The sequence below is a fragment of the Corynebacterium lizhenjunii genome (genome assembly GCF_011038655.2).
Lineage (GTDB): Bacteria > Actinomycetota > Actinomycetes > Mycobacteriales > Mycobacteriaceae > Corynebacterium > Corynebacterium lizhenjunii.
The window spans coordinates 2021578-2040940 of record NZ_CP064954.1; the positions used below are offsets into that span (position 1 = coordinate 2021578).

Genomic DNA, 19363 nt, shown 5'->3' on the forward strand with positions numbered 1-19363 from the left:
CTCTGGCGAAAAAAGTTTGTGTGATCCAGCCCGCAGTTCGCTGCGCAATCCAGCACAGCAAGCCGCGTCGAACGAAGGGGTATAACCCGAAAGAAAGGTTTCCCATGTTCTCAACGTTGTTGGTTGGATTTCTCGGTGGCTTAATCACCGGTATTTCCCCCTGCATTTTGCCCATCTTGCCCTTGGTGCTGGCCGTTAGTGGTAATGGCGGGCGCTCGCGTCCCTGGCTGGTGGTCGGCGGTTTGGTCACCAGTTTCACGGTGGCCACGCTCTTTGCCACCACTGTGCTCAATGCCCTGCACCTACCGGGTGACCTGGTGTGGAAGGTGGGCATCGGGCTGCTGGTGCTTGTGGGCTTGGGCATGATGTTCCCCAAGTTCCAAGAGATCTTGGAGTGGCCCTTCCTCAAGCTGCCGAAGGCCACCGGCTTGCAGGCTAAGGCTCGCGATAAGGGCGGCTTTGTGGTGGGCTTGGCGCTTGGCGTGGTCTTTGTGCCCTGTGCCGGGCCGGTGCTGGCTGCTATTTCTGTTGCTGGTGCGACCGGCAATATCGACGCCCACATCCTGGTGCTGTGCTTGTCCTTCGCCGTTGGTGTAGCCATTCCCCTGCTGATCTTTGCCCTGGGTGGCAATGAGGTGGGCAAGCGCGTGGATTTCTTCCAGCGCAATCAGCGCAGTTTCCGCTTTGGGGCCGGGGTCATTGTTATTGCGATGGCTGGGCTAATTGCTGTGGGTGCTCCGGCGTGGCTGCAGCAAAAGCTTCCCTCGCTCCAGTTGGACCACAGCGAGGTGCTGAGTACCAGTTCTTCCCAGAACAACACCAACAATGGTGCCGAGTCTGCCGATGCCCCCGTGCGTAACGCTGGCACCCCCGTCCCGCAATTCGTGGGTCTGACTGGTTGGTTTAACACCGATGCCCCCGTGGATCCGCGCACCAATGGCAAAGTCACCCTCATCGATTTTTGGGCCTATGCCTGCATTAACTGCCAGCGCAACAATGTTCACCTGACCAAGATCTATGACCACTACAAGGACTACGGCTTTGAAATGGTGGGCATCCACGCCCCCGAGTATGCCTTTGAGCGCGAGGCTGCCAATGTCCAGCGCGCAGCCAAGGAACAGGGCATTAATTACCCGGTGGCCCAGGATAATGACTTTGCCACCTGGGGGGTGTTTGAAAACCAGTTCTGGCCCGCACACTACCTGGTGGATGCCAATGGTAACCTGCGCGAATCCCACCACGGTGAGGGCAACTACGCCGAAACTGAGCAGCTCATCCGCCAGCTGCTGCAAGAACGCGACCCCAATGTAGAACTGCCCGCACCTATCGAAGGCGCTGAGGCCTCCACTACCGCTAATCGCAATCCGGAGACCTACCTGGGTACTGCCCGGGCCCGCTACTTTGACAACCCCGGCTACCGCGACGGCACCCACACCTTTGACCTAGGTGCCCCTAGGCTGGGCCAGTATTCCCTTGGCGGCACCTGGACCCTGGATAAGCAGCCGATTACCGCTGGCCCCGATGCTCACCTGCGCTTGAACTATCACGCCTCCTGGGTCCAGCTGGTGGTCTCTGGCCGCGGCACCGTGACCGCCCACCGTGCCGATGGCAGCACCCGGGAGTTCCCCGTGCGCGAAGACGGCACCATTGACCTGGTGAAAGAAAAGGACCCCCAAACGGAGATCCTGGACCTGGATATTAGCGAAGGCGTGAGCCTGTACTCCTTCACCTTCGGCTAGACCCGCTGCCACACCCACCGGCGCCTGCTCCGGGACTAGCCGGGTGCTAGGCCGAAGTTAGGCCGGGTGTTAGGCCGAAGTTAGGCCGGGTGCTAGGCCGAAGTTAGGCCGGGTGCTAGGCCGAAGTTAGGCCGGGGTGCGGGGTGCGTGTACCCCAACTCAACCGTCGCCCTGGCGCCTTCCATACCTCTTGGTCTATTTTTATTCATATCCTGAGCTGCCCAAACCCGGAACTAGAGCACCAATTTCCCCCATGGCATACCGCTTGGTCTAGTGGTGGTCTATTCTATGGTGCATGCCTACTCATTACGACAACTCCGCCAGCGCCGATTGGTCCCTGGCCACCCGTGCCTTGCACGTGGGCCAAAACCTCGACGGCACCACCAACTCCCGCAACGTACCCATTTACCAGACCACGTCTTATGTCTTCGACTCTGCGGAGCACGCCGCTGCCCGCTTTTCCCTGTCGGACCCGGGCCCCATCTATACCCGCCTGAATAACCCCACCGTGGATGCCCTGGAAAGCCGTATCGCTTCCCTTGAAGGCGGCGTGGCCGCCGTGGCTTTCGCTTCCGGCCAGGCTGCGGAGACCGCCGCTATTTTGAACCTGGCCTCAGCGGGCGATCACATTGTTACCTCCCCACGCCTCTACGGCGGCACCGCCACCCTGTTTACGGTCACCCTCAAGCGTCTGGGTATTGACTTTACCCTGGTAGAGAACCCGGATGATCCGCAGTCCTGGCAAGACGCCGTGCGCCCCAACACCAAGGCTTTTTACGGGGAGACCTTCGGCAACCCGATTGCCGATGTCCTCGACATCCCCGCCGTCGCCGGCGTCGCCCACGCCAATCAGGTTCCCTTGATTGTCGATAACACCATGGCCACCGCCGCCCTGGCCCGCCCGCTGGAGCTCGGCGCGGACATCGTGGTGGCTTCTACCACCAAGTTCTACTCCGGCAACGGCACCTCTATCGGCGGCATCTTGGTTGATGGCGGCCGCTTCGACTGGACCGTGGAGCGCGATGACGCCCCGGTGTTCCCGTACTTTGTTAATCCCGATCCCGCCTACCATGGCCTTAAGTACGCCGACCTGGGCGCACCCGCTTTTGCTATCAAGGCCCGCACGGGCTTGCTGCGCGATACCGGCGCGGCGATTTCCCCTTTCAACGCTTGGCTTACCCTCGCTGGTCTGGAAACACTCACCCTGCGCGTGGAGCGCCACAATGCCAACGCCCTGGCCGTGGCGGAATTCTTGGATAAGCACCCGCAGGTCACCAAGGTCAACTATGCCGGCCTGGAGTCCTCCCCGTACTTTGCTACCAAGGAAAAGTTGGGCTACACCCACACCGGCTCGGTGCTCTCCTTTGACATCGCCGGTGGCAAGGACGAGGCCTGGGCGTTCATCGACGCCCTGAAGTTGCACTCCAACCTGGCCAATATCGGTGATACCCGCTCGCTGGTGGTCCACCCGGCCACCACTACCCACTCCCAGTCGGATGAGGAAGGCCTGCGCGTGGCCGGCATCAGCCAGTCCACCATTCGCCTGTCCGTGGGTATCGAGGCCGTCGAGGACATCATCGCTGACCTTGAGGCCGGCTTTACTGCCATTTCCGTCTAAGGGTCCCTAACGCCACACACCAGAGGTAGTTCTTTCGTGACCAACTCCGTACCACCACTCGCCCTGGAAGCCGAGCTTGCCTTCGTGCCCATTGGCACGCTGCGCACGGAAGCCGGCGCGGACATCACCGACGTCACCATTGCCTATCAGCATTGGGGCACCTTTCGCGGGGATCCGCACGGTGCCAATAACATCATCCTGGTTGAGCACGCCTTGACTGGCGATTCCGATGCCGCCGACTGGTGGTGCGAGGTCATCGGCCCCGGCAAGGCCTTGGACACCAACACTTGGTGTGTTATTTCCACCAACGTTCTGGGCGGCTGCAAGGGCTCCACTGGCCCGGCCAGCACGCACCCGGACGGTCAACCCTGGGGTTCACGCTTCCCGGCTATCTCCATCCGCGATCAAGTCGCTGCAGAGCACGCCTTCCTCCAAGAACTAGGCATTGAGCGCGTCCACGCCGTCATCGGCGGCTCCATGGGCGGTGCCCGCACCCTGGAGTGGACCTTGATGTACCCGGAGGCTGTGTCTACCGCCTGCGTCATCGCGGTCTCCGCGAGGGCTTCCGGCTGGCAGATCGGCATCCAGTCCGCTCAAATCTCTGCGATTGTCCGCGATGTTAATTGGCACGGCGGGGATTACTACACCACCGGCACCACCCCGGTGGACGGCCTGGCGGCCGCCCGGCGTATTGCTCACCTGACGTACCGTGGCGAGCAAGAAATCGACGAGCGCTTTGGCTCCCAAGCCCAGCGCGGCGAAAATCCCCTGGGCGCCTTCCGCCGCGATGATCAGCGCTTTGCCGTCAACTCCTATTTGGAGTACCAGGGACTCAAGCTCACTCAGCGCTTCGATGCCGGCTCCTATGTCACCTTGACGGAGGCTCTTAACCGCCACGACATCGGACGCGGCCGCGGCGGCCTGATCAAGGCCCTAGCCAGCAGCGAGGTCCCCACCATGGTCGTCGGCGTGGACACGGACATTTTGTACCCTTACCACCAGCAGGAACACCTCTCCCGCAACTTGGGCAACCTGCTGGCCATGGCCAAGATTGTCTCCCCCGTGGGTCATGATGCCTTCCTCACCGAAGCCCGCCAGATGGACCGCATCCTGCGCAACTTCATCACGCTTTCCACCCCGGACGGCCTCGAGCTGGGCACGGCCTACATCGGCGACGAGTACTACATCTAACCCACCCCCAGCTCACCAGCGCGTCCAGCTTGCCGATGCTCAAAAGTTATTTCCATGGCTCAGTCATCCAAGAGAGCATCGATACCGCGTTCCGGATCGTAAGGGATCCCATCATCGTCAATTTCGCCCGCTAGGATCGCCTCGGTGTGTGCGATTGCTTTCCGGGTAATCTCGTTCGGAATGCGATGCAGAGCTGGTTGAATGGGTAAGCCTTGTTCACGTATAGCCTGCTTTAAAAACATATTTAGAGCTGTGGAAATATCCAGCCCTAGAACCCGAAATAGCTCTTCTGCTTGGGCCTTCGTGTCCGCATCCGTACGGAAATTGATCTTGACAGTATGTGCAGCACTGTTCATTTCAGCGCCTCCTCAGATAGTCCACTGTAGGGGCATTTTACGCCAGATCCGCCTCACAAGCACCCGCGCTGGAAAAGGCTTGAATAATGATGATCACCCCTGAACTTGAGACTTTGAGAGAATTAGCCTATCCGTTAAATAAACCATCAGTTAATGACTAGGGAGTGAATGATGGCAGCCGAAAGCAGACAACTCGACGCCAAGGAGATCAGCGTTGGAAGGTTGCTCAACGTTGGTGACTATGAGTTCGTTATCCCCGAGTATCAGCGCCCCTATGCCTGGGGCACTGAGGAGTCCCTGCAGCTTCTTGCGGACCTGGTAGATGCGCTTGATCGGGACACGGACGAGCCATACTTCCTCGGCTCCATTGTCCTTGTCAAAGCCCCCAACAGTCCCCGGGCTGAGGTCATCGATGGCCAACAGCGACTCACCACCCTGACTCTGTTGCTTGCGCTCCTACGCGACCTGACTTCCAACGAGGATCTGCGTAGGGACATTCACAGGCTCATCGAAGAACCGGCAGTGGACTGGGAAGACAAGCCAGCCTGCCCGCGTCTGGCTTTGCGTCCACGCGACAACCAGTTTTTCTTCAATCACGTGCAGAAGGAGGGCAGCACCTTTAAGCTGGTGGGCCTGAGCGACAACGTTCCGCAGACCGATGCCCAGCGTGGGCTGCGCGATAACGCCAAGGCTCTGCACAAAGAATTGGAGCAGTTTACCCCGGAGCTTCGCAAGGACCTCTTTCGCCTCATCGCACGCCGAGCTTTCCTGGTTGTTGTCTCCACCCCAGACTTGAACAGCGCATATCGCATTTTCTCGGTGATGAACGCTCGCGGCCTGCCGTTGTCACCGCAGGATATCTTTAAGTCCCAGGTCATTGGCGCGATACCCGAACAAGACAAGCAGCACTACGCCAACCGGTGGGAAGAACTTGAAGAAGTCCTAGGCCGTGATGAGTTCGGAGACCTGTTCCTTTATCTCCGCGCGATCAAGACCCAAACTCGCGGCGTAAAAAGCCTCCTGCAAGAGTTCCCGGAACAAGTCCTAGCTGGCTACCTGCCGGACAATGGCAGTGGGTTCATCCAAGAAGTTCTGGAACCCTACGCGAAGGCCGACATCCGGTTGAATACCCAGGATTTCCAGGGTGCGGATCCCCACTGGAACCAGGTCAACAATTGGCTCAAGATTTTGACTCGACTCGACAACGATGACTGGCGGCCCCCAGCGTTGTGGGCAATCACCGAACATGGTGAGGACCCGGAGTTCCTGGTTGCCTTCTTGGCTAAGCTTGAACGCCTCGCAGCCAGTATGCTTGTCCGGAGGGTCTACGCAACACCCCGACAACAGCGCTACATGGAGTTACTCAAGCAACTCGCTGATGGCCACGGGCTCAACTCGACCGCATTCAATCTCAGCGACACCGAACGGCGTGACACTGTGACAGGCCTCGACGGGGACATTTACCTCGCCCCGCGAGTGTACAAATATGTGCTGCTGCGCCTGGACTCCGTGCTCGCCGACACCCCGGGGGCTTCCTACGACCACGGAATCATATCGGTCGAGCACGTCCTACCGCAGAGCATCGCGCCAGATAGCCAGTGGGCCAAGGACTTCACGCCGGAAGAGGCTACAACGTGGACCCACCGCCTGGGCAACCTCCTACTGCTTAACCGCCGGAAAAACTCGAGTGCCAGCAATTATGACTTCGACGTCAAGAAGGAAAAGTACTTTAGGTCCGGGAAAGGTGTTGCGGTCTTTGCGCTGACCACGCAGGTGCTCGCCGAAGACGTGTGGACCCCCGAAGTCATCGAGCGGCGCCAGGCCAGCCTCCTGGCAATCCTGACCAAGCAGTGGCAGCTCTAGCTCGGTACGGGCACGTGACACTGTTACCGGCGACCCTAGTCGATGTCAGCCAGCAGGGCCTCTAGGCCCAGACGGAAGGGGGTGTCGGCGAAGGGGTTTCCCCCGCCGTCGGGCCCGGAAACGGGGCCGGAGCCTGCTGAGGCAGAAGCGGCTGAGGCGAAGCGGGAGCCTGCCGAGGCGAAGCCGGAGCCTGCCGAGGCGGAGCCGACGGGGGCATCGGCAGAGACGGCGGAGTCGGCGACGAAGGCCGCGCGGGCGGCGGCAAAGGTATGGGTGGACACGGGGCCGCCGGAGGGCAGGTCGAAGATGTTGGCGGGGGCGTGGGCATCGTAGGAACTGCCGTAGATGAAGGACTCCAGGGCGATAATACGGGGGATTATGCGCGCCTGGGGCTCGCCGGCGGCGACGAGGACGCGGGCGACGAGCTCGTACATCTCCTGGGTGGCAGGCGCGCCGGAGATGGGGGTGGTGGCAATGACTTCCACCAGGGGCGCGTGGAGGGCAAAGACATCGCGATAGGAGCGCGCCCACGTGCGCAAGGCGGTACCGGGGCTGAGTTCACCGGCCAGGGCGGCACGCAAAGCGGCGGTGTCTACCTGGGCCATCACGGCGTCTTGGACCAGGGCCAGGAGGTCATCTTTGCCGTGGACGTGATTGTAGAGAGCGCTGGGACCTACCCCAATCTCACGGGCAACGCGGGCCATGGTCAGCTTTTCATACCCCTGCACCCCCACAATTTTCAGCGCGGCGGAAGAAATTTTTTCGCGCGTGACCAGTGCTTTTGTGGGCCTGCCTTTGCTTCTCTCCAATTTTTTCGCCTTTCACTCTTTTCGTATCGCCATCCATTCGGTAAAGTGTCCCACAACACAAAATGAATGCCATTCATTTTGTCGCACTGTTCCACTAGCAAGGAGAGTATTCCAGCCATGTCTAGCTTCACCAATTCCACAAACCCGGTTATCGAACGCGACGTCGTCGTCATCGGTGCCGGCCCCTCCGGCCTCATGGCCGCGCGCACCCTCAAGAACAAGGGCCTATCAGTGGCCGTGCTCGAAGCCCGCGACCGCGTGGGCGGACGCACCTGGAGCGGCAAGGTCAAAGACGCCGCCGGCGTGGAGCACTTTGTCGAACTCGGCGGCCAGTGGATTTCCCCGGACCAAACCCGCCTGCTGGAGCTAGTAGACGAGCTCGGCTTGGAGACCTTCCAGCGCTACCGTGAAGGCAAGTCCATCTACGTCTCCCCCGACGGCACCCGCCACGAATATGAGGGCACCACCTTCCCGGCCTCCGACAAGACCATCGCGGAAATGGAGCGGCTGATTTCCATCATGGACCAGCTGGCTGCGGAGATGGACCCCGCCAACCCGTGGGCTCACCCCCGCGCGCAAGAATTGGACTCCATTTCCTTCCGCAAGTGGCTAGAGCAGCTTTCCGATGACGCCGAGGCCATCGACAACGTTTCCATCTATGTGGCATCCGGCATGCTAACCAAGCCCTCTTATGCCTTCTCGACGCTGCAGGCGGTGCTGATGGCGGCATCGGCAGGCTCTTTTAGCAACCTGGTGGACGAGGACTTCATCCTGGACCGCCGCGTGGTAGGCGGCATGCAGCGCGTGTCGCTGACCTTGGCAGAGGAGCTGGGCGAGGACGTCTTCTTGGGCACCCCCGTGCGCGAGCTGCACTGGGCTCAGGTGGATCCCGCCACTGCAGACGAGCTCAACAACGTCAAGGCTGACGTGCGCAACGGCGTCGAGGGCAACGGCCAGCCAGGCGAGGTCGTGGCCTACTCCGACCAGGTCACCGTCAAAGCCCGCTACGCCGTGCTGGCCGTGCCGCCAAACCTGTACAACCGCATCTCCTTTGTCCCGCCCATGCCGCGCGACCAGCTCATTGCCCACCAGCACATCTCCATGGGGCTGGTGATCAAGGTCCATGCCATCTATGACACGCCATTCTGGCGCGAAGAGGGCCTCTCCGGCACCGGTTTTGGTGGCGGGCGCCTGGTCCAAGAGGTCTACGACAACACCAACTACGGCAAGAACTTCGCGCATTCCCGCGAGGGCGAGGAAGACACCTACGGCACCCTGGTGGGCTTTGTCTCCGACGTCTACGCCGAGCAAATGTGGCACCTGCCGGAAGAAGAGCGCAAAGAGCGCATCCTCGACGCCATGGCGGACTACCTGGGCCCGAAGACCAAGGAACCCATCGCCTTCTACCTGTCTGACATGGCCGCCGAAGAATGGACCCGCGGCGCGTACGCCACCTCCTATGATCTGGGCGGGCTCTCACGCTGGGGCCACCTGCAAAACCAGCCCACCGGGCCTATCTACTACGCGTGCTCCGATATTGCCGCCGAAGGCTACCAGCATGTTGATGGCGCCATCCGCCAAGGCGAGATGGCAGCCCTGGCTATCGCAGAGAAGGGCTAGGCCATGGTCAGCACTGCCTCGGATTTTCAGCGCCGGCCCGCCCAAGGGTGCATTGTGGTCGGCTACGTAGCCACAGACTTTGGCCGCGACGCCCTACGGCTAGGCATTGCCCTGGCCAAAGACCGCGACGTCAACCTAGAAATAGTCATGGTCGCCCCGGAGCATAACTCCTTCTCCGGCATCTACCCGCACGACCGCGGCTACTGTTCCATCCTGGAAGAACAGCTAGCCGGCTGGTTGCAAGAGGCCCTAGACGAGGTCCCCGATGGCATCCACGCCACCGCCCGTATTTACCCCGGCGAGTCCGAGGCCGCAGCGCTTAATGCCGCTGCCGAAGAGCTGGAAGCGGACCTGATTGTGGTGGGCGCGCGCAAGGGCGGGCTCTTGGGCCGGTTCCAGATGGGCTCTGCGGTCAATGTGTTGCTGCACTCCGGATCCGTGCCCATCGCACTGGCCCCGCGCGGCTATAACTACCCCGGGCCAATTACCCGGATCAGCACCTTCTTTGGGCCGCGGCCGGGTACCAGTGACGTCATTGCCATTGGCCTGGACCGGGCGCGCCGCCGCGAAATCCCCCTGCGGTTGGTCTCCCTGGTGCTCTCCGGGGAATCCGACATGCACGGGCTGGGCACCGACGTGCTCAGTGCGGTCAGCGCCTACGGCAACCGCAAACTGGGCGAGGTAGCCAAATCCATGCTGGATGCCGGCCACGCCACCACCGCGGTGGCCTCCGGCATGGACGTCGAAGACGCTCTGTCCCGGCTCGACTGGGAGGAAGGCGAGCTGGCCTTCGTGGGCTCTTCCCGCATGGCGGTGCCCGGCCGCCTCTTCCTGGGTTCGACGGCCTCGCGCATGTTGCGCTCCATTCCCATCCCCATGGTGGTGGTCCCGGCTGGCTACATGCAGGCCGGCACCGACGCCAACCTCAATCCGAAAGGCGGTGTGGACTAATGACTACCGTGGAATTTCCCCGCGGCGCCGCTGAAGGTGCCGGTACGGGCGGCAACCCGGGCGCTGGTGGCGCGGGCGGGGGCATCGGCAAGGACGGTATCGTCTCCGACAAGGGCCTGGCTGCTGGCCGCGTGGGCCTAATTGGTGCGGTGGTCATCGGCATTAGCTGTATTGCCCCCACCTACACCCTGACCTCCGGGCTGGGCCCCACCATCTCCGCCGTCGGCCACCACGTGCCCGCCGTACTGCTGCTGGGCTTTATCCCCATGCTGCTGGTGGCGTTTGCCTACCGGGAGCTTAACAATGCCGTCCCCGACTCCGGCACCTCCTTTACCTGGGCCACCAAGGCCTTTGGACCCTGGGCCGGGTGGATGGGCGGCTGGGGACTTATCACCGCCACCATCTTGGTGCTCTCCAACCTGGCGGCAGTGGCGGTGGACTTCTTCTACCTGCTGCTGGGGCAGCTCTTTAACAGCCCCACTATCTCCGGGCTCACCCACAACCTGGCGGTCAATATCCCCACCACCATCGTCTTTATCGCGGTGGCCGGCTACATTTCCTACCGCGGCATGGACTCCACCCAGGGCCTGCAGTACTTCCTGGTGGCCATCCAAATTGGTGCCATTGTGCTTTTCGATGCCGTGGCCATCCACCACGCCTACCACCACGGCGGCTTCGACTTCACCCCCATCGAGCTGGACTGGTTCAACCCGGCGGGCATCGGCGGATTCAGCCTCATTGCTGCAGGCATTTCCCTGTCCATCTTCATGTTCTGGGGCTGGGACGTCACCCTGACCATGAACGAGGAAACCAAGGACCCCGAAAAGACCCCCGGGCGCGCGGCCACCATCACCGTGCTGGTGATCATTGCCCTCTACATCTTCACCGCCCTGGCCGTGGTGTCCTGGGCCGGCACCGGCACCGAGGGCCTGGGCGCTGGCAACCCGGATAACCAGGAATCCATCTTCGCGGTGCTTTCCGAGCCCGTACTGGGCAAGGCCTCCATCCTTATCTACATTGCCGTGCTGTCCTCGTCTTTTGCCTCCTTGCAATCGACCATGGTGGGCCCGGCGCGCACCCTGCTGGCCATGGGCTACTACCGGGCCCTACCGCCGGCGTTTGCGAAGATTTCCCCGCGCTTTCGCACTCCGTCGGTGGCTACCGTGGTCTCTGCAGCTGTGGCAGCCATCTTCTACGTGGTCACCCGCCTGATTAGTGAAAACGCCCTGTGGGACACCATCTCCACCATGGGCCTGATGGTGTGCTTCTACTACGGGATTACCGCCGTGGCCTGCATTTGGTACTTCCGCCGCGTGCTGTTTGACTCCGTCCACAACGTGATATTCAAACTGGTATTTCCCCTGCTGGGCGGCGGATTCTTGCTGATGATGTTCTTCATCACCGCCTACGACTCCCTGGACCCGGGGTACGGGTCAGGCTCGGAGATAGGCGGCATCGGCATGGTGTTCATCCTGTCCATGATGGTCCTAGGCCTGGGCGTGGTCCTGATGGTCTTTACCCGCCTAGCGCACCCGGGCTTCTTCAAAGGCGAGACCCTACGGCGGATCACCTCCGGCGAGGATACCCACATGCCTTTGGTCTAGATCCCACGTACACTCGTGTCCGACACCGAATGCAGCCCGTTGAGGGCTCAAACTGAACTCGAATAGAAGGAGTTTGATTCCATGTCTACCCAATACCGCGTCCAAAACCCCGTGACCGATGAGGTCATTGAGACCTTCGACTCCGCCACCGACGCCGAAGTCGAAGCCGCTCTGGCCAAGGCCGCCGCCGCCTACCGCGATTGGTCTACCCGTCCCATCGCGGAGCGCGCCGCGATTGTAGCCCGCGTGGGCGAGCTGTTTAAGGAACGCAAGGATGAGCTCGCCGCCATCGCCGCCGAGGAGATGGGCAAGTTCCTCTCCGAGGCCGCCGATGAAGCCGAGTTCTCCGGCGACATCATCGGCTACTACGCCGAGCACGGCGAGGAATTCACCAAAGACCAAGAGATTCCCACCTTCTCCGAGGGCAAGGCCGTCATTCGCCGCCTGCCCATCGGCCCGCTGCTGGGGATTATGCCGTGGAACTTCCCCTACTACCAGATTGCCCGCTTCGCCGGCCCCAACCTGGTCCTGGGCAACACCATCATCCTCAAGGACGCCGAAATCTGCCCGCGCTCTGCCCTGGCCGTGCAACAGATCATGGATGACGCCGGAGTTCCCGAGGGCGTCTACACCAACCTCTTTGCCACCCACGATCAGATTGCCACCATCATCGCTGACCCCCGCATCCAGGGCGTATCCCTAACTGGCTCTGAGCGCGCCGGTTCCATTGTTGGCGCCCAGGCTGGCCAAAACCTGAAGAAGGCCGTGCTCGAACTGGGCGGCTCTGACCCCTACATCCTGCTCGATACTGATGATGTCCCCGCCGCTGCCAAGCTGGCCTGGACCACCCGCATGTACAACACCGGCCAGGCCTGCAATTCCAACAAGCGCATGATCATCATGGAGGACATCTACGATGAGTTCGTGGCCGAGCTAGAAAAGCTCGCTCGCGCCGCGGTGAAGTCCACCCCCGACAATGAGGTCGAGGGCGCCTACTCCGCCATGTCCTCCCGCGCCGCCGCTGAGGGCCTGCGTGAGCAGCTCGACCGCGCCGTTGCCGCTGGTGGCAACCTGCGCGTAGGCGGTGAGCTTGCCGATGCCGGTGCCTACCTTTCCCCCGCAGTCATCACCGACATTCCCGTGGGTTCTGACATTTACTACGAGGAGTTCTTTGGCCCCGTGGCCACCGTCTACAAGGTGACCTCTGATGAAGAAGCCCTGGAACTGGCCAACAACACCCAGTTCGGCCTGGGCGGTACCGTGTTCTCCCAGGACACCGAGCGTGCTGCCGCTATTTCCCGGCGCCTGGAGTGCGGCATGGCCAACGTCAACACCCCCGCCGGCGAGGGCGCCGAACTGCCCTTCGGTGGCGTCAAGCGCTCCGGCTTCGGCCGCGAGCTGGGTCCGCTGGGCATGGACGAGTTCGTCAACAAGCAGCTCTACTACGTAGAGAAGTAATCCCGGGACCCGCCTGGCCTCAGCCCCTGCCCGGGGCCTGCCCCCGGGTCGACAGCGCCGGGCTCCCCGGGCCCGCCTGGCCCGCGGCTCCGGGCCTGCCCCCGGGCCCTGCCCTGGGGCAAGCGCCCCACTCAGCCCCCGCCCGGGACCCGAGCGCCCCAACGCACAGTTCCGTGACTCATTTTCTGCGCGGAAGGGCTCAGTTTTTCGAAAATTTGGGGCCCTCCGCGCAGAAAATGAGTCATCCTCCACCCGAACGCGCCCAAACGGCCTCGCGCCCTACTCGTACATCTCCTGATGCTCCGGGTGCGCGGCTCGCACAAACACCCAATGCCAGTCCCACACCCCTTCGGTCGGCAGCGGGTTCGGCACGGTGCGCACGGAGAGAATCTGCTGCACCACCCGGTCCAGCTCATGCGTCACGCAGCTGCCAGTAAACCGCAACACCACAAAGCCGGCTAGGACGGCATCGTTAGCCTTAGCGCGGTCGCGCACAAAGGTCTCCAGGTTTTCGCTGCGGTGATACTCGTACCCGTCCACCTCCACCAGCAGTTTCAGCTTTGGTACATAGATGTCCCACCAATAAGCCCCCAAGTACACATTGTTCAAGACGGTCAGCCCTACTTCACGCAGGGCTCGAGTTAGCACCACCTCTCCTCCGCTATCGGCGCCGATGGCCGCCTTGCTCAGCAGCGCCCGACTGCGCGCGGGCAAACGGAGTCCGGCAACGTGACGTTCAGCAAGATCCCGCCCGCGTCGGTTTGCGTACGCCATCTCCAGTAGCGCGATGGCTGGTTCCTCGTCCAGGTGCTCAACTGCCAGGCACGGAACATGCACCCGGAACTCTCCCATCCACACGTGTCTGAGCAGCCGCGAGCGAAACCACTGCACTCCATCAATCTGCTGCATGTCCCGGTCGATCACTAGTTGCAGCGGAAAGCTCACCTCTTTCCCGGCGTAAAACTCCGCCGCTGTGCGCCCGGTGGCACAGGACCGCGGGAACGTAGTGAGCAACGCCCACAGCAGCTGCCGCGGGGTCGGCTTCCGGGTCAGGTAGAGGCCGTTGAATACCTTGTAGTACTCCCCCGCTTTGACTCGGCGTTGCACCGTCGAGCGCGATACCCCTTTCACGATCAAGTCGTCCATTGCCCCCTCCCAGCTCTTACTCGCGCACCCACGCCCCGATGACGCCCGGAATAGCCGGCGGCAAATCTCCAATCAGGGCCCGCTTGTTGGCGTCTTGTTCAATCCGCGAGGTCACAGCTTTGACCCTTCCCCGATTGTTCGAACCACCGCCGACGCCGGCACCCATCATCGGCACACCACCACGCATACCAGCACCCGGTGTCGAGGTAACTCCGCGAACCATGCCACCGGTAGCGCCCTGCCCTGCTCCCGGCACACCCCCACCGCCGATGCCTCCGCTGCCGATGCCCCCAGCCCCACCACCGGCACCAGCACCAGCACCCGCGCCACCGCTGACACCGGCACCAGCGCCAATAGGGCTACTGCCCAACCCTGGTACCGAACCACCCCGGCCACCACTTCCAGAACCAGCATCTTGACGCACACCCGTGGCCCCTGGCACAAAGCCCGGCATACCACCAGCCCAATTAGTCCCTGGCGCACCGACTGCGCCCACACCAGTCGGGGTAGTCCCAGCCGTACCCAAAGCGACCGAGCCGCCAGGAACTACGCCACCGCCTGCAACTGCACCGCCAGGCACAACTCCAGAACCAGACCCACTCAAGCTAACCGTCGACGGCCCAGTCAACGACTCCCCCAAGTGCGCTGGCAACACCGAAGGCTCAAACATACTCACCACGTCACGGCCCGCACTACGCAAAAACTCCTGCATACCAGGATCATCCATACCAATACCGGCCACCGGGCGCAGCATGCCATCAACCACCTCAAACGACCCTGGGCCCAGCTGCCCAGACATCGCCGCATCCACCATCGCCTGCGGCAACGACAGTGATTCAGCATCAAACCCACGGCCACTCGCCGCGATCCCATTGACACCGACTTCAGCCACACCACCACCATTAGCCATCTGCGCACTGGCCAGATTGCCCACCTTCGGCAGGGAAATATCCACCATCATTTGCAGCTGCGACTCCAGCGCAGAAATCGTCGACTGTTCCGCAGCCTTTTGTGCCGCCACATCCGGGATCGCGCGCACCACCGCCTCGGCAGTAGCCGCCTGCACCTTAGCCAACATCCCAAAGCTATTCATCGCCATAGTCTTCGCCTGCATTAACAACGCATTGGCCGCAAAATCCGCACTTGTAGCAGCAGCCTTACCCAACGTAGCCACCGCGCGGTCCACCGCCTCGCCGGAACTACTACCGGCCAACGCCGCCGCAATTGCCTCCAACTTGGCTACCGCCTCGGTCGCCGCAGCATGCAAATCACCCCACCGTGAAGCCGAGGCAACCACACTGCCCAAATCAATCCCATTAACCTGCGAAGCCACCGGCCCAATATCAAGGCGCGGCAGCACAACCACCGGCGGGACAAAGCTCAGCGTCTGATAGTCCGCTGGCGGCTGGTCCACAAACCGAACCTCCTGCACCTCCGGGCGAACCCCCACGTGCAACATATCAAATGCCCACGCCGCCCCCGAATCCTGCAACGCAACCGCCGCCGCCTGATTCTGCAACTGACCCCCAATCCAGTCCAACTGGCTAGTAAACTTCCGCAGCGTCTCTTGAGCAGACGCCGGATCCCCATGCAAGAAACGGCCATGAATAGCCCCGGCCGCACTGACCCCACCAATCGACGACAACGCTGCGGACATACCAGCACCCGAATCCCAAGCAGCCTTGTCTAAATTCAGCTTGAGCGTATCGATGGAATTCCCCACCTGTGAATATGACTTAAGATCGATGTACATTATTGTCCCTTTCCATATAGTTCTTCCATGATTTTCGTCGGCACCTCACACATCGAAGCACCGCTTGGGATATTTCCCGTTGAGCCGTAGTCCACACCAATAAATCCAAGGGTGGTATCCACACCGGATACGCAGTAGCCCTCCTCATCGAGCCAAAAATGGTCAAGTACCGCACTTCCGCTGATACGCGCCCCCTGTTCTTCCGATAACTGAAACACTCCTCGTTGTACCAAATCTTCAGCAGTGCCCGGATGCGCTAACAGAGAGATGGCACCACGGCCAAACACCTGGTCCATCTCCAGCGCGCACCCGTATGGATAAATACTCTGCCCAACCCCCGTTTCCTTCCTTACCCCAATCTCGGCCAGGACCTCATCTGGGATGTCCTCGCACGGCTTGAAAGGCTTATACCCCGGAGCATTCGGGTCAAAAGGCCCCGGTGGAGGCATCTCAAACTTCGGGGCAACCGACTCCGCCCCCTCACCCACCACCTGCTCCGATGCTGCAGCTGGCGCAGCCACAACTCCCGCCGCTGTATCAGACGAAGTCGCCACCGACTGACTGCACCCCACCAACACCCCAGCCACTGCCACCAGGGCCGACACACTAATCCAGAATTGATTACGCATTTCTACTACCTCCTTAGGGCTCGTCTCGTACCCACGCCCCGATGACGCCTGGAATAGCCGGCGGCAAATCACCAATCAGGGCCCGCTTGTTGGCGTCTTGTTCAATCCGCGAGGTCACCGCCTTGACCCGACCCCGATTGTTCGAACCACCGCCAGCGCCGGCACCCATCATCGGCACACCACCTCGCACACCGGACCCAGCTCCGCCTCCAGAATTAGCACCAGGTATAGAAGTTGAGGTAACCCCACGGACCGTGCCCCCGGTTGCTCCTTGCCCCGCTCCCAGCGCACCCCCACTGCCGATGCCACCACTGCCGATGCCCCCAGCACCCGCGCCACCGCTGACACCAGCACCGATAGGATTGCTACCTACACCAGGCAGCGAACCAGACCGAGCACTTCCGGCACCACCACCTTGACGGCCACCCGTGGCACCGGGCACAAAGCCTGGCACACCACCGGCCCAACCAGCCCCTGGCGCACCGACTGTGCCCACACCAGTCGGGGTAGTCCCAGCCGTACCCAAAGCGACCTGGCCACTAGGTGCTACACCACCGCCTGGAACAGCACCGCCAGACACAACTCCAGAACCAGACCCACTCAAGCTAACCGTCGACGGCCCAGTCAACGACTCCCCCAAGTGCGCTGGCAACACCGAAGGCTCAAACATGCCCGCTACATCTCGGCCAACTCCGCGCAGGAACTGCTGCACGCCAGCATCATGCATACCGATACCGGCCACCGGGCGCAACATGCCATCAACCACCTCAAATGAGCCAGGGCCCAGCTGCCCAGACATCGCGGCATCCACCATCGCCTGCGGAATGGTCACAGAGTCAGTGCCGTAGCGCTTGTCGCTACCAGCAATGGCGTTCATGCCGATCTCCGCCAGACCTCCCCCAGCGGCCATGTGCGGGCTGGCCAGGTGCGCGACTTTGGGCAAGGATACGTCCACCATCAACTGCAACTGGCGCTCCAAGGAGGCAATGGCCGCTTGCTCCGCAGCCTTTTGTGCTGCGAGGTCCGGAATCAATCGAATGACTGCCTCTGCCGTTGCCGCCTGAATCTTGGCCAGAATGCCAAAGCTGTTCATCGCGGCTGTCTGGGCGTGCATCAGCCCAGCATTCGCCGAAAAATCAGTGCCAGTGCCCGCTACTTTCTGCAACGTGGCCACTGCCTTGTCCACTGCCTCACCAGAATTTTCCGCGGCCAAGGCACCCGCGACTGACTGTAGCTGCGCCACCGCGTCTGTTGCCGCACCCTGCAAATCACCCCACCGTGAAGCCGACGCAACCACGCTACCCAAGTCAATCCCATTGATCTGCGAAGCCACCAGCCCAATATCAAGGCGCGGCAGCACAACCACCGGCGGCACAAAGCTCAAGGTCTGATAGTCAGCCGGAGGCTGCTCCACAAACCGAACCTCCTGCACCTCCGGGCGAACCCCCACGTGCAACATATCAAATGCCCACGCCGCCCCCGAATCCTGCAACGCAACCGCCGCCGCCTGATTCCGCAGCTGACCCCCAATCCAGTCCAACTGGCTAGTAAACTTCCGCAGCGTCTCTTGCGCAGACGCCGGATCCCCATGCAAGAAACGGCCATGAATAGCCCCGGCCGCACTGACCCCACCAATCGACGACAGCCCCGCTGACATCACTGGTGGAGTAACTCCTGACAGGCGCTCCACAGCCATTGCCAGCCTCAGCACCAACTGGCCGTTATCCTGCAGATTTTTGAAATTCATATGCATGACGCATCCCCCTTAATAGTGGTATAGCTTTTTCATCAGATCATTTGGAATCGAGCACAGGCTTTCTTGAGTCCCGATATACCCCAGCGCGATGACCCCTACCACCACCGTGCCAACGGCAGTCTCCAACGCAGTATCACAAATGGGCCCCCGCAGCTCATTAGTGGGAATCATAGTCACCGATCCTGGCAACGCATCCGGGACCTCGACAACCTCTGAGTTAATGCTAGTAAGGGAATCCATCCCCGTCTTCCACGAAGACAGCGTCAGGTCCATCCCCTCATGGCTACCATCATCGACTTGACAGAAATATGGTTCGTACGTTGTCCCCGCTGCGTCCACCCGCTTGAGTCCCAGCTGCTCAAACACCTCGTCTGGGATGTCCTCGCAAGGTTTGAAGGGCTTGTAGCCTGGCGCGTTCGGGTCGAAGGTCCCCGGCGGAGGCATGGTGAAACCAATCGGGGCACCACCAGATCCCGTTGCTTCCTGGCCCCCAGTCACGGCCGTGGCGGAAGGCGGGGCATCGGCAGACACAGCTGCTCCCTGGCCACCTGCCACGGCAGAAGTCGATTCAGCGACGGCCGGTACCGCATGGTCTTGACCAGCAGGCCCAGCGCAGGCAGCAAGTGCTAACAAGCTCGCGGCTCCGGCGGTTAGGCTCAACGGCAGTCGCATGGTCGCTCCTTGAAGTGCTCGTCCAATATCGCATGAGGCGAGACCTAAGCCGGTTGTGCGGAAGAACCCCCCTCATGGAAAAACATCATGCCCCACAGACGCCCGTTTGTCACCCCCTTTTGCCAAAAGTTTTTTACGCCCCACCCGGCGGTGACGCATCTTCTGCGCGAAGGGCCCACCTCGAAAAACTGAGCCCTT

At 61.5% G+C, this 19363-nt stretch carries 15 protein-coding genes; 8 read left to right on the top strand and 7 right to left on the bottom strand.

Going from position 1 to position 19363, the window contains the following annotated elements; all coding sequences use genetic code 11:
* The first annotated feature begins 104 nt into the window (after positions 1–104).
* The 3 genes from G7Y31_RS09440 (at position 105) to metX (ending at position 4548) form a co-directional block, all read left to right on the top strand.
* Positions 105–1739 carry a cytochrome c biogenesis protein CcdA gene (locus tag G7Y31_RS09440; RefSeq protein ID WP_165010027.1) on the top strand — a complete coding sequence of 545 codons (1635 nt, stop codon included), beginning with the start codon at positions 105–107 and terminating at the stop codon, positions 1737–1739.
* A 295-nt stretch (positions 1740–2034) separates the two neighbouring features.
* The gene (locus G7Y31_RS09445; protein ID WP_165010029.1) at positions 2035–3357 is read left to right on the top strand and encodes an O-acetylhomoserine/O-acetylserine sulfhydrylase; all 1323 of its coding nucleotides are present in this window, start codon (positions 2035–2037) and stop codon (positions 3355–3357) included.
* Between the two features lie 36 nt (positions 3358–3393).
* Positions 3394–4548 (top strand): homoserine O-acetyltransferase MetX, encoded by a 1155-nt coding sequence (gene metX, locus G7Y31_RS09450; RefSeq protein ID WP_196823562.1) that lies wholly within the window; start codon positions 3394–3396, stop codon positions 4546–4548.
* 59 nt (positions 4549–4607) lie between these two features.
* On the opposite strand, the gene G7Y31_RS09455 is transcribed toward metX, so the two are convergent.
* A complete protein-coding gene (locus tag G7Y31_RS09455) occupies positions 4608–4904 on the bottom strand; it encodes a type II toxin-antitoxin system RelB/DinJ family antitoxin (RefSeq protein WP_165010031.1) in 297 nt (98 codons plus the stop codon).
* Between the two features lie 171 nt (positions 4905–5075).
* On the opposite strand from G7Y31_RS09455, the gene G7Y31_RS09460 reads away from it, so the two are divergent.
* Positions 5076–6767: a DUF262 domain-containing protein gene (locus G7Y31_RS09460; RefSeq protein ID WP_165010034.1), complete on the top strand. Its 1692-nt coding sequence runs from the start codon at positions 5076–5078 to the stop codon at positions 6765–6767.
* Between the two features lie 35 nt (positions 6768–6802).
* Here the strand turns inward: G7Y31_RS09460 and G7Y31_RS12005 are convergent, their stop codons facing one another.
* On the bottom strand, positions 6803–7576 hold the full coding sequence (locus G7Y31_RS12005; protein WP_196823563.1) for a TetR/AcrR family transcriptional regulator: 774 nt from the start codon (positions 7574–7576) through the stop codon (positions 6803–6805).
* Positions 7577–7693: 117 nt separating this feature from the next.
* Here G7Y31_RS12005 and G7Y31_RS09470 point away from each other — a divergent pair, with 117 nt between their 5' ends.
* The 4 genes from G7Y31_RS09470 to G7Y31_RS09485 all read left to right on the top strand — a co-directional run bounded on the left by G7Y31_RS09470 (position 7694) and on the right by G7Y31_RS09485 (position 13209).
* Entirely contained in the window at positions 7694–9196 is a 1503-nt protein-coding gene (locus G7Y31_RS09470; RefSeq protein WP_165010036.1) for a flavin monoamine oxidase family protein, read from the top strand.
* Between the two features lie 3 nt (positions 9197–9199).
* Positions 9200–10147, top strand: a complete 948-nt coding sequence (locus G7Y31_RS09475; protein ID WP_165010038.1) for a universal stress protein — start codon at positions 9200–9202, stop codon at positions 10145–10147.
* Complete coding sequence (locus G7Y31_RS09480; protein ID WP_165010040.1) at positions 10147–11751, top strand: APC family permease; 1605 nt, start codon at positions 10147–10149, stop codon at positions 11749–11751. Before G7Y31_RS09475 ends, G7Y31_RS09480 begins: the two co-directional genes overlap by 1 nt.
* Before the next feature lie 81 nt (positions 11752–11832).
* Positions 11833–13209, top strand: a complete 1377-nt coding sequence (locus G7Y31_RS09485) for an NAD-dependent succinate-semialdehyde dehydrogenase (RefSeq protein WP_165010042.1) — start codon at positions 11833–11835, stop codon at positions 13207–13209.
* 279 nt (positions 13210–13488) lie between these two features.
* Here G7Y31_RS09485 and G7Y31_RS09490 read toward each other — a convergent pair whose 3' ends face one another.
* Genes G7Y31_RS09490 through G7Y31_RS09510 form a run of 5 tightly spaced genes read right to left on the bottom strand, consistent with a single transcriptional unit; the run spans position 13489 to position 19165 of the window.
* Positions 13489–14355 carry an endonuclease domain-containing protein gene (locus G7Y31_RS09490; RefSeq protein WP_165010044.1) on the bottom strand — a complete coding sequence of 289 codons (867 nt, stop codon included), beginning with the start codon at positions 14353–14355 and terminating at the stop codon, positions 13489–13491.
* 16 nt (positions 14356–14371) lie between these two features.
* A complete protein-coding gene (locus G7Y31_RS09495; RefSeq protein ID WP_165010046.1) occupies positions 14372–16108 on the bottom strand; it encodes a hypothetical protein in 1737 nt (578 codons plus the stop codon).
* The gene (locus G7Y31_RS09500) at positions 16108–16737 is read right to left on the bottom strand and encodes a DUF3558 family protein (RefSeq protein ID WP_165010048.1); all 630 of its coding nucleotides are present in this window, start codon (positions 16735–16737) and stop codon (positions 16108–16110) included. Before G7Y31_RS09500 ends, G7Y31_RS09495 begins: the two co-directional genes overlap by 1 nt.
* A 13-nt stretch (positions 16738–16750) precedes the next feature.
* Positions 16751–18484, bottom strand: coding sequence for a hypothetical protein (locus G7Y31_RS09505; protein WP_165010050.1), 1734 nt, complete (start codon positions 18482–18484; stop codon positions 16751–16753).
* Between the two features lie 18 nt (positions 18485–18502).
* The gene (locus G7Y31_RS09510) at positions 18503–19165 is read right to left on the bottom strand and encodes a DUF3558 domain-containing protein (RefSeq protein ID WP_165010052.1); all 663 of its coding nucleotides are present in this window, start codon (positions 19163–19165) and stop codon (positions 18503–18505) included.
* Positions 19166–19363 lie beyond the last annotated feature (198 nt).

Excerpts from the sequence above, each read along its gene's own strand:
- G7Y31_RS09445 (WP_165010029.1), top strand. The coding sequence starts at position 2,035 with ATGCCTACTCATTACGACAACTCCGCCAGCGCCGATTGGTCCCTGGCC.
- G7Y31_RS09440 (WP_165010027.1), top strand. The coding sequence starts at position 105 with ATGTTCTCAACGTTGTTGGTTGGATTTCTCGGTGGCTTAATCACCGGT.
- G7Y31_RS09480 (WP_165010040.1), top strand. The coding sequence starts at position 10,147 with ATGACTACCGTGGAATTTCCCCGCGGCGCCGCTGAAGGTGCCGGTACG.
- G7Y31_RS09490 (WP_165010044.1), bottom strand. The coding sequence starts at position 14,355 with ATGGACGACTTGATCGTGAAAGGGGTATCGCGCTCGACGGTGCAACGC.
- G7Y31_RS09510 (WP_165010052.1), bottom strand. The coding sequence starts at position 19,165 with ATGCGACTGCCGTTGAGCCTAACCGCCGGAGCCGCGAGCTTGTTAGCA.
- G7Y31_RS09470 (WP_165010036.1), top strand. The coding sequence starts at position 7,694 with ATGTCTAGCTTCACCAATTCCACAAACCCGGTTATCGAACGCGACGTC.
- G7Y31_RS09500 (WP_165010048.1), bottom strand. The coding sequence starts at position 16,737 with ATGCGTAATCAATTCTGGATTAGTGTGTCGGCCCTGGTGGCAGTGGCT.
- G7Y31_RS09485 (WP_165010042.1), top strand. The coding sequence starts at position 11,833 with ATGTCTACCCAATACCGCGTCCAAAACCCCGTGACCGATGAGGTCATT.
- G7Y31_RS09505 (WP_165010050.1), bottom strand. The coding sequence starts at position 18,484 with ATGAATTTCAAAAATCTGCAGGATAACGGCCAGTTGGTGCTGAGGCTG.
- G7Y31_RS09455 (WP_165010031.1), bottom strand. The coding sequence starts at position 4,904 with ATGAACAGTGCTGCACATACTGTCAAGATCAATTTCCGTACGGATGCG.
- G7Y31_RS09475 (WP_165010038.1), top strand. The coding sequence starts at position 9,200 with ATGGTCAGCACTGCCTCGGATTTTCAGCGCCGGCCCGCCCAAGGGTGC.
- G7Y31_RS09460 (WP_165010034.1), top strand. The coding sequence starts at position 5,076 with ATGGCAGCCGAAAGCAGACAACTCGACGCCAAGGAGATCAGCGTTGGA.
- G7Y31_RS09495 (WP_165010046.1), bottom strand. The coding sequence starts at position 16,108 with ATGTACATCGATCTTAAGTCATATTCACAGGTGGGGAATTCCATCGAT.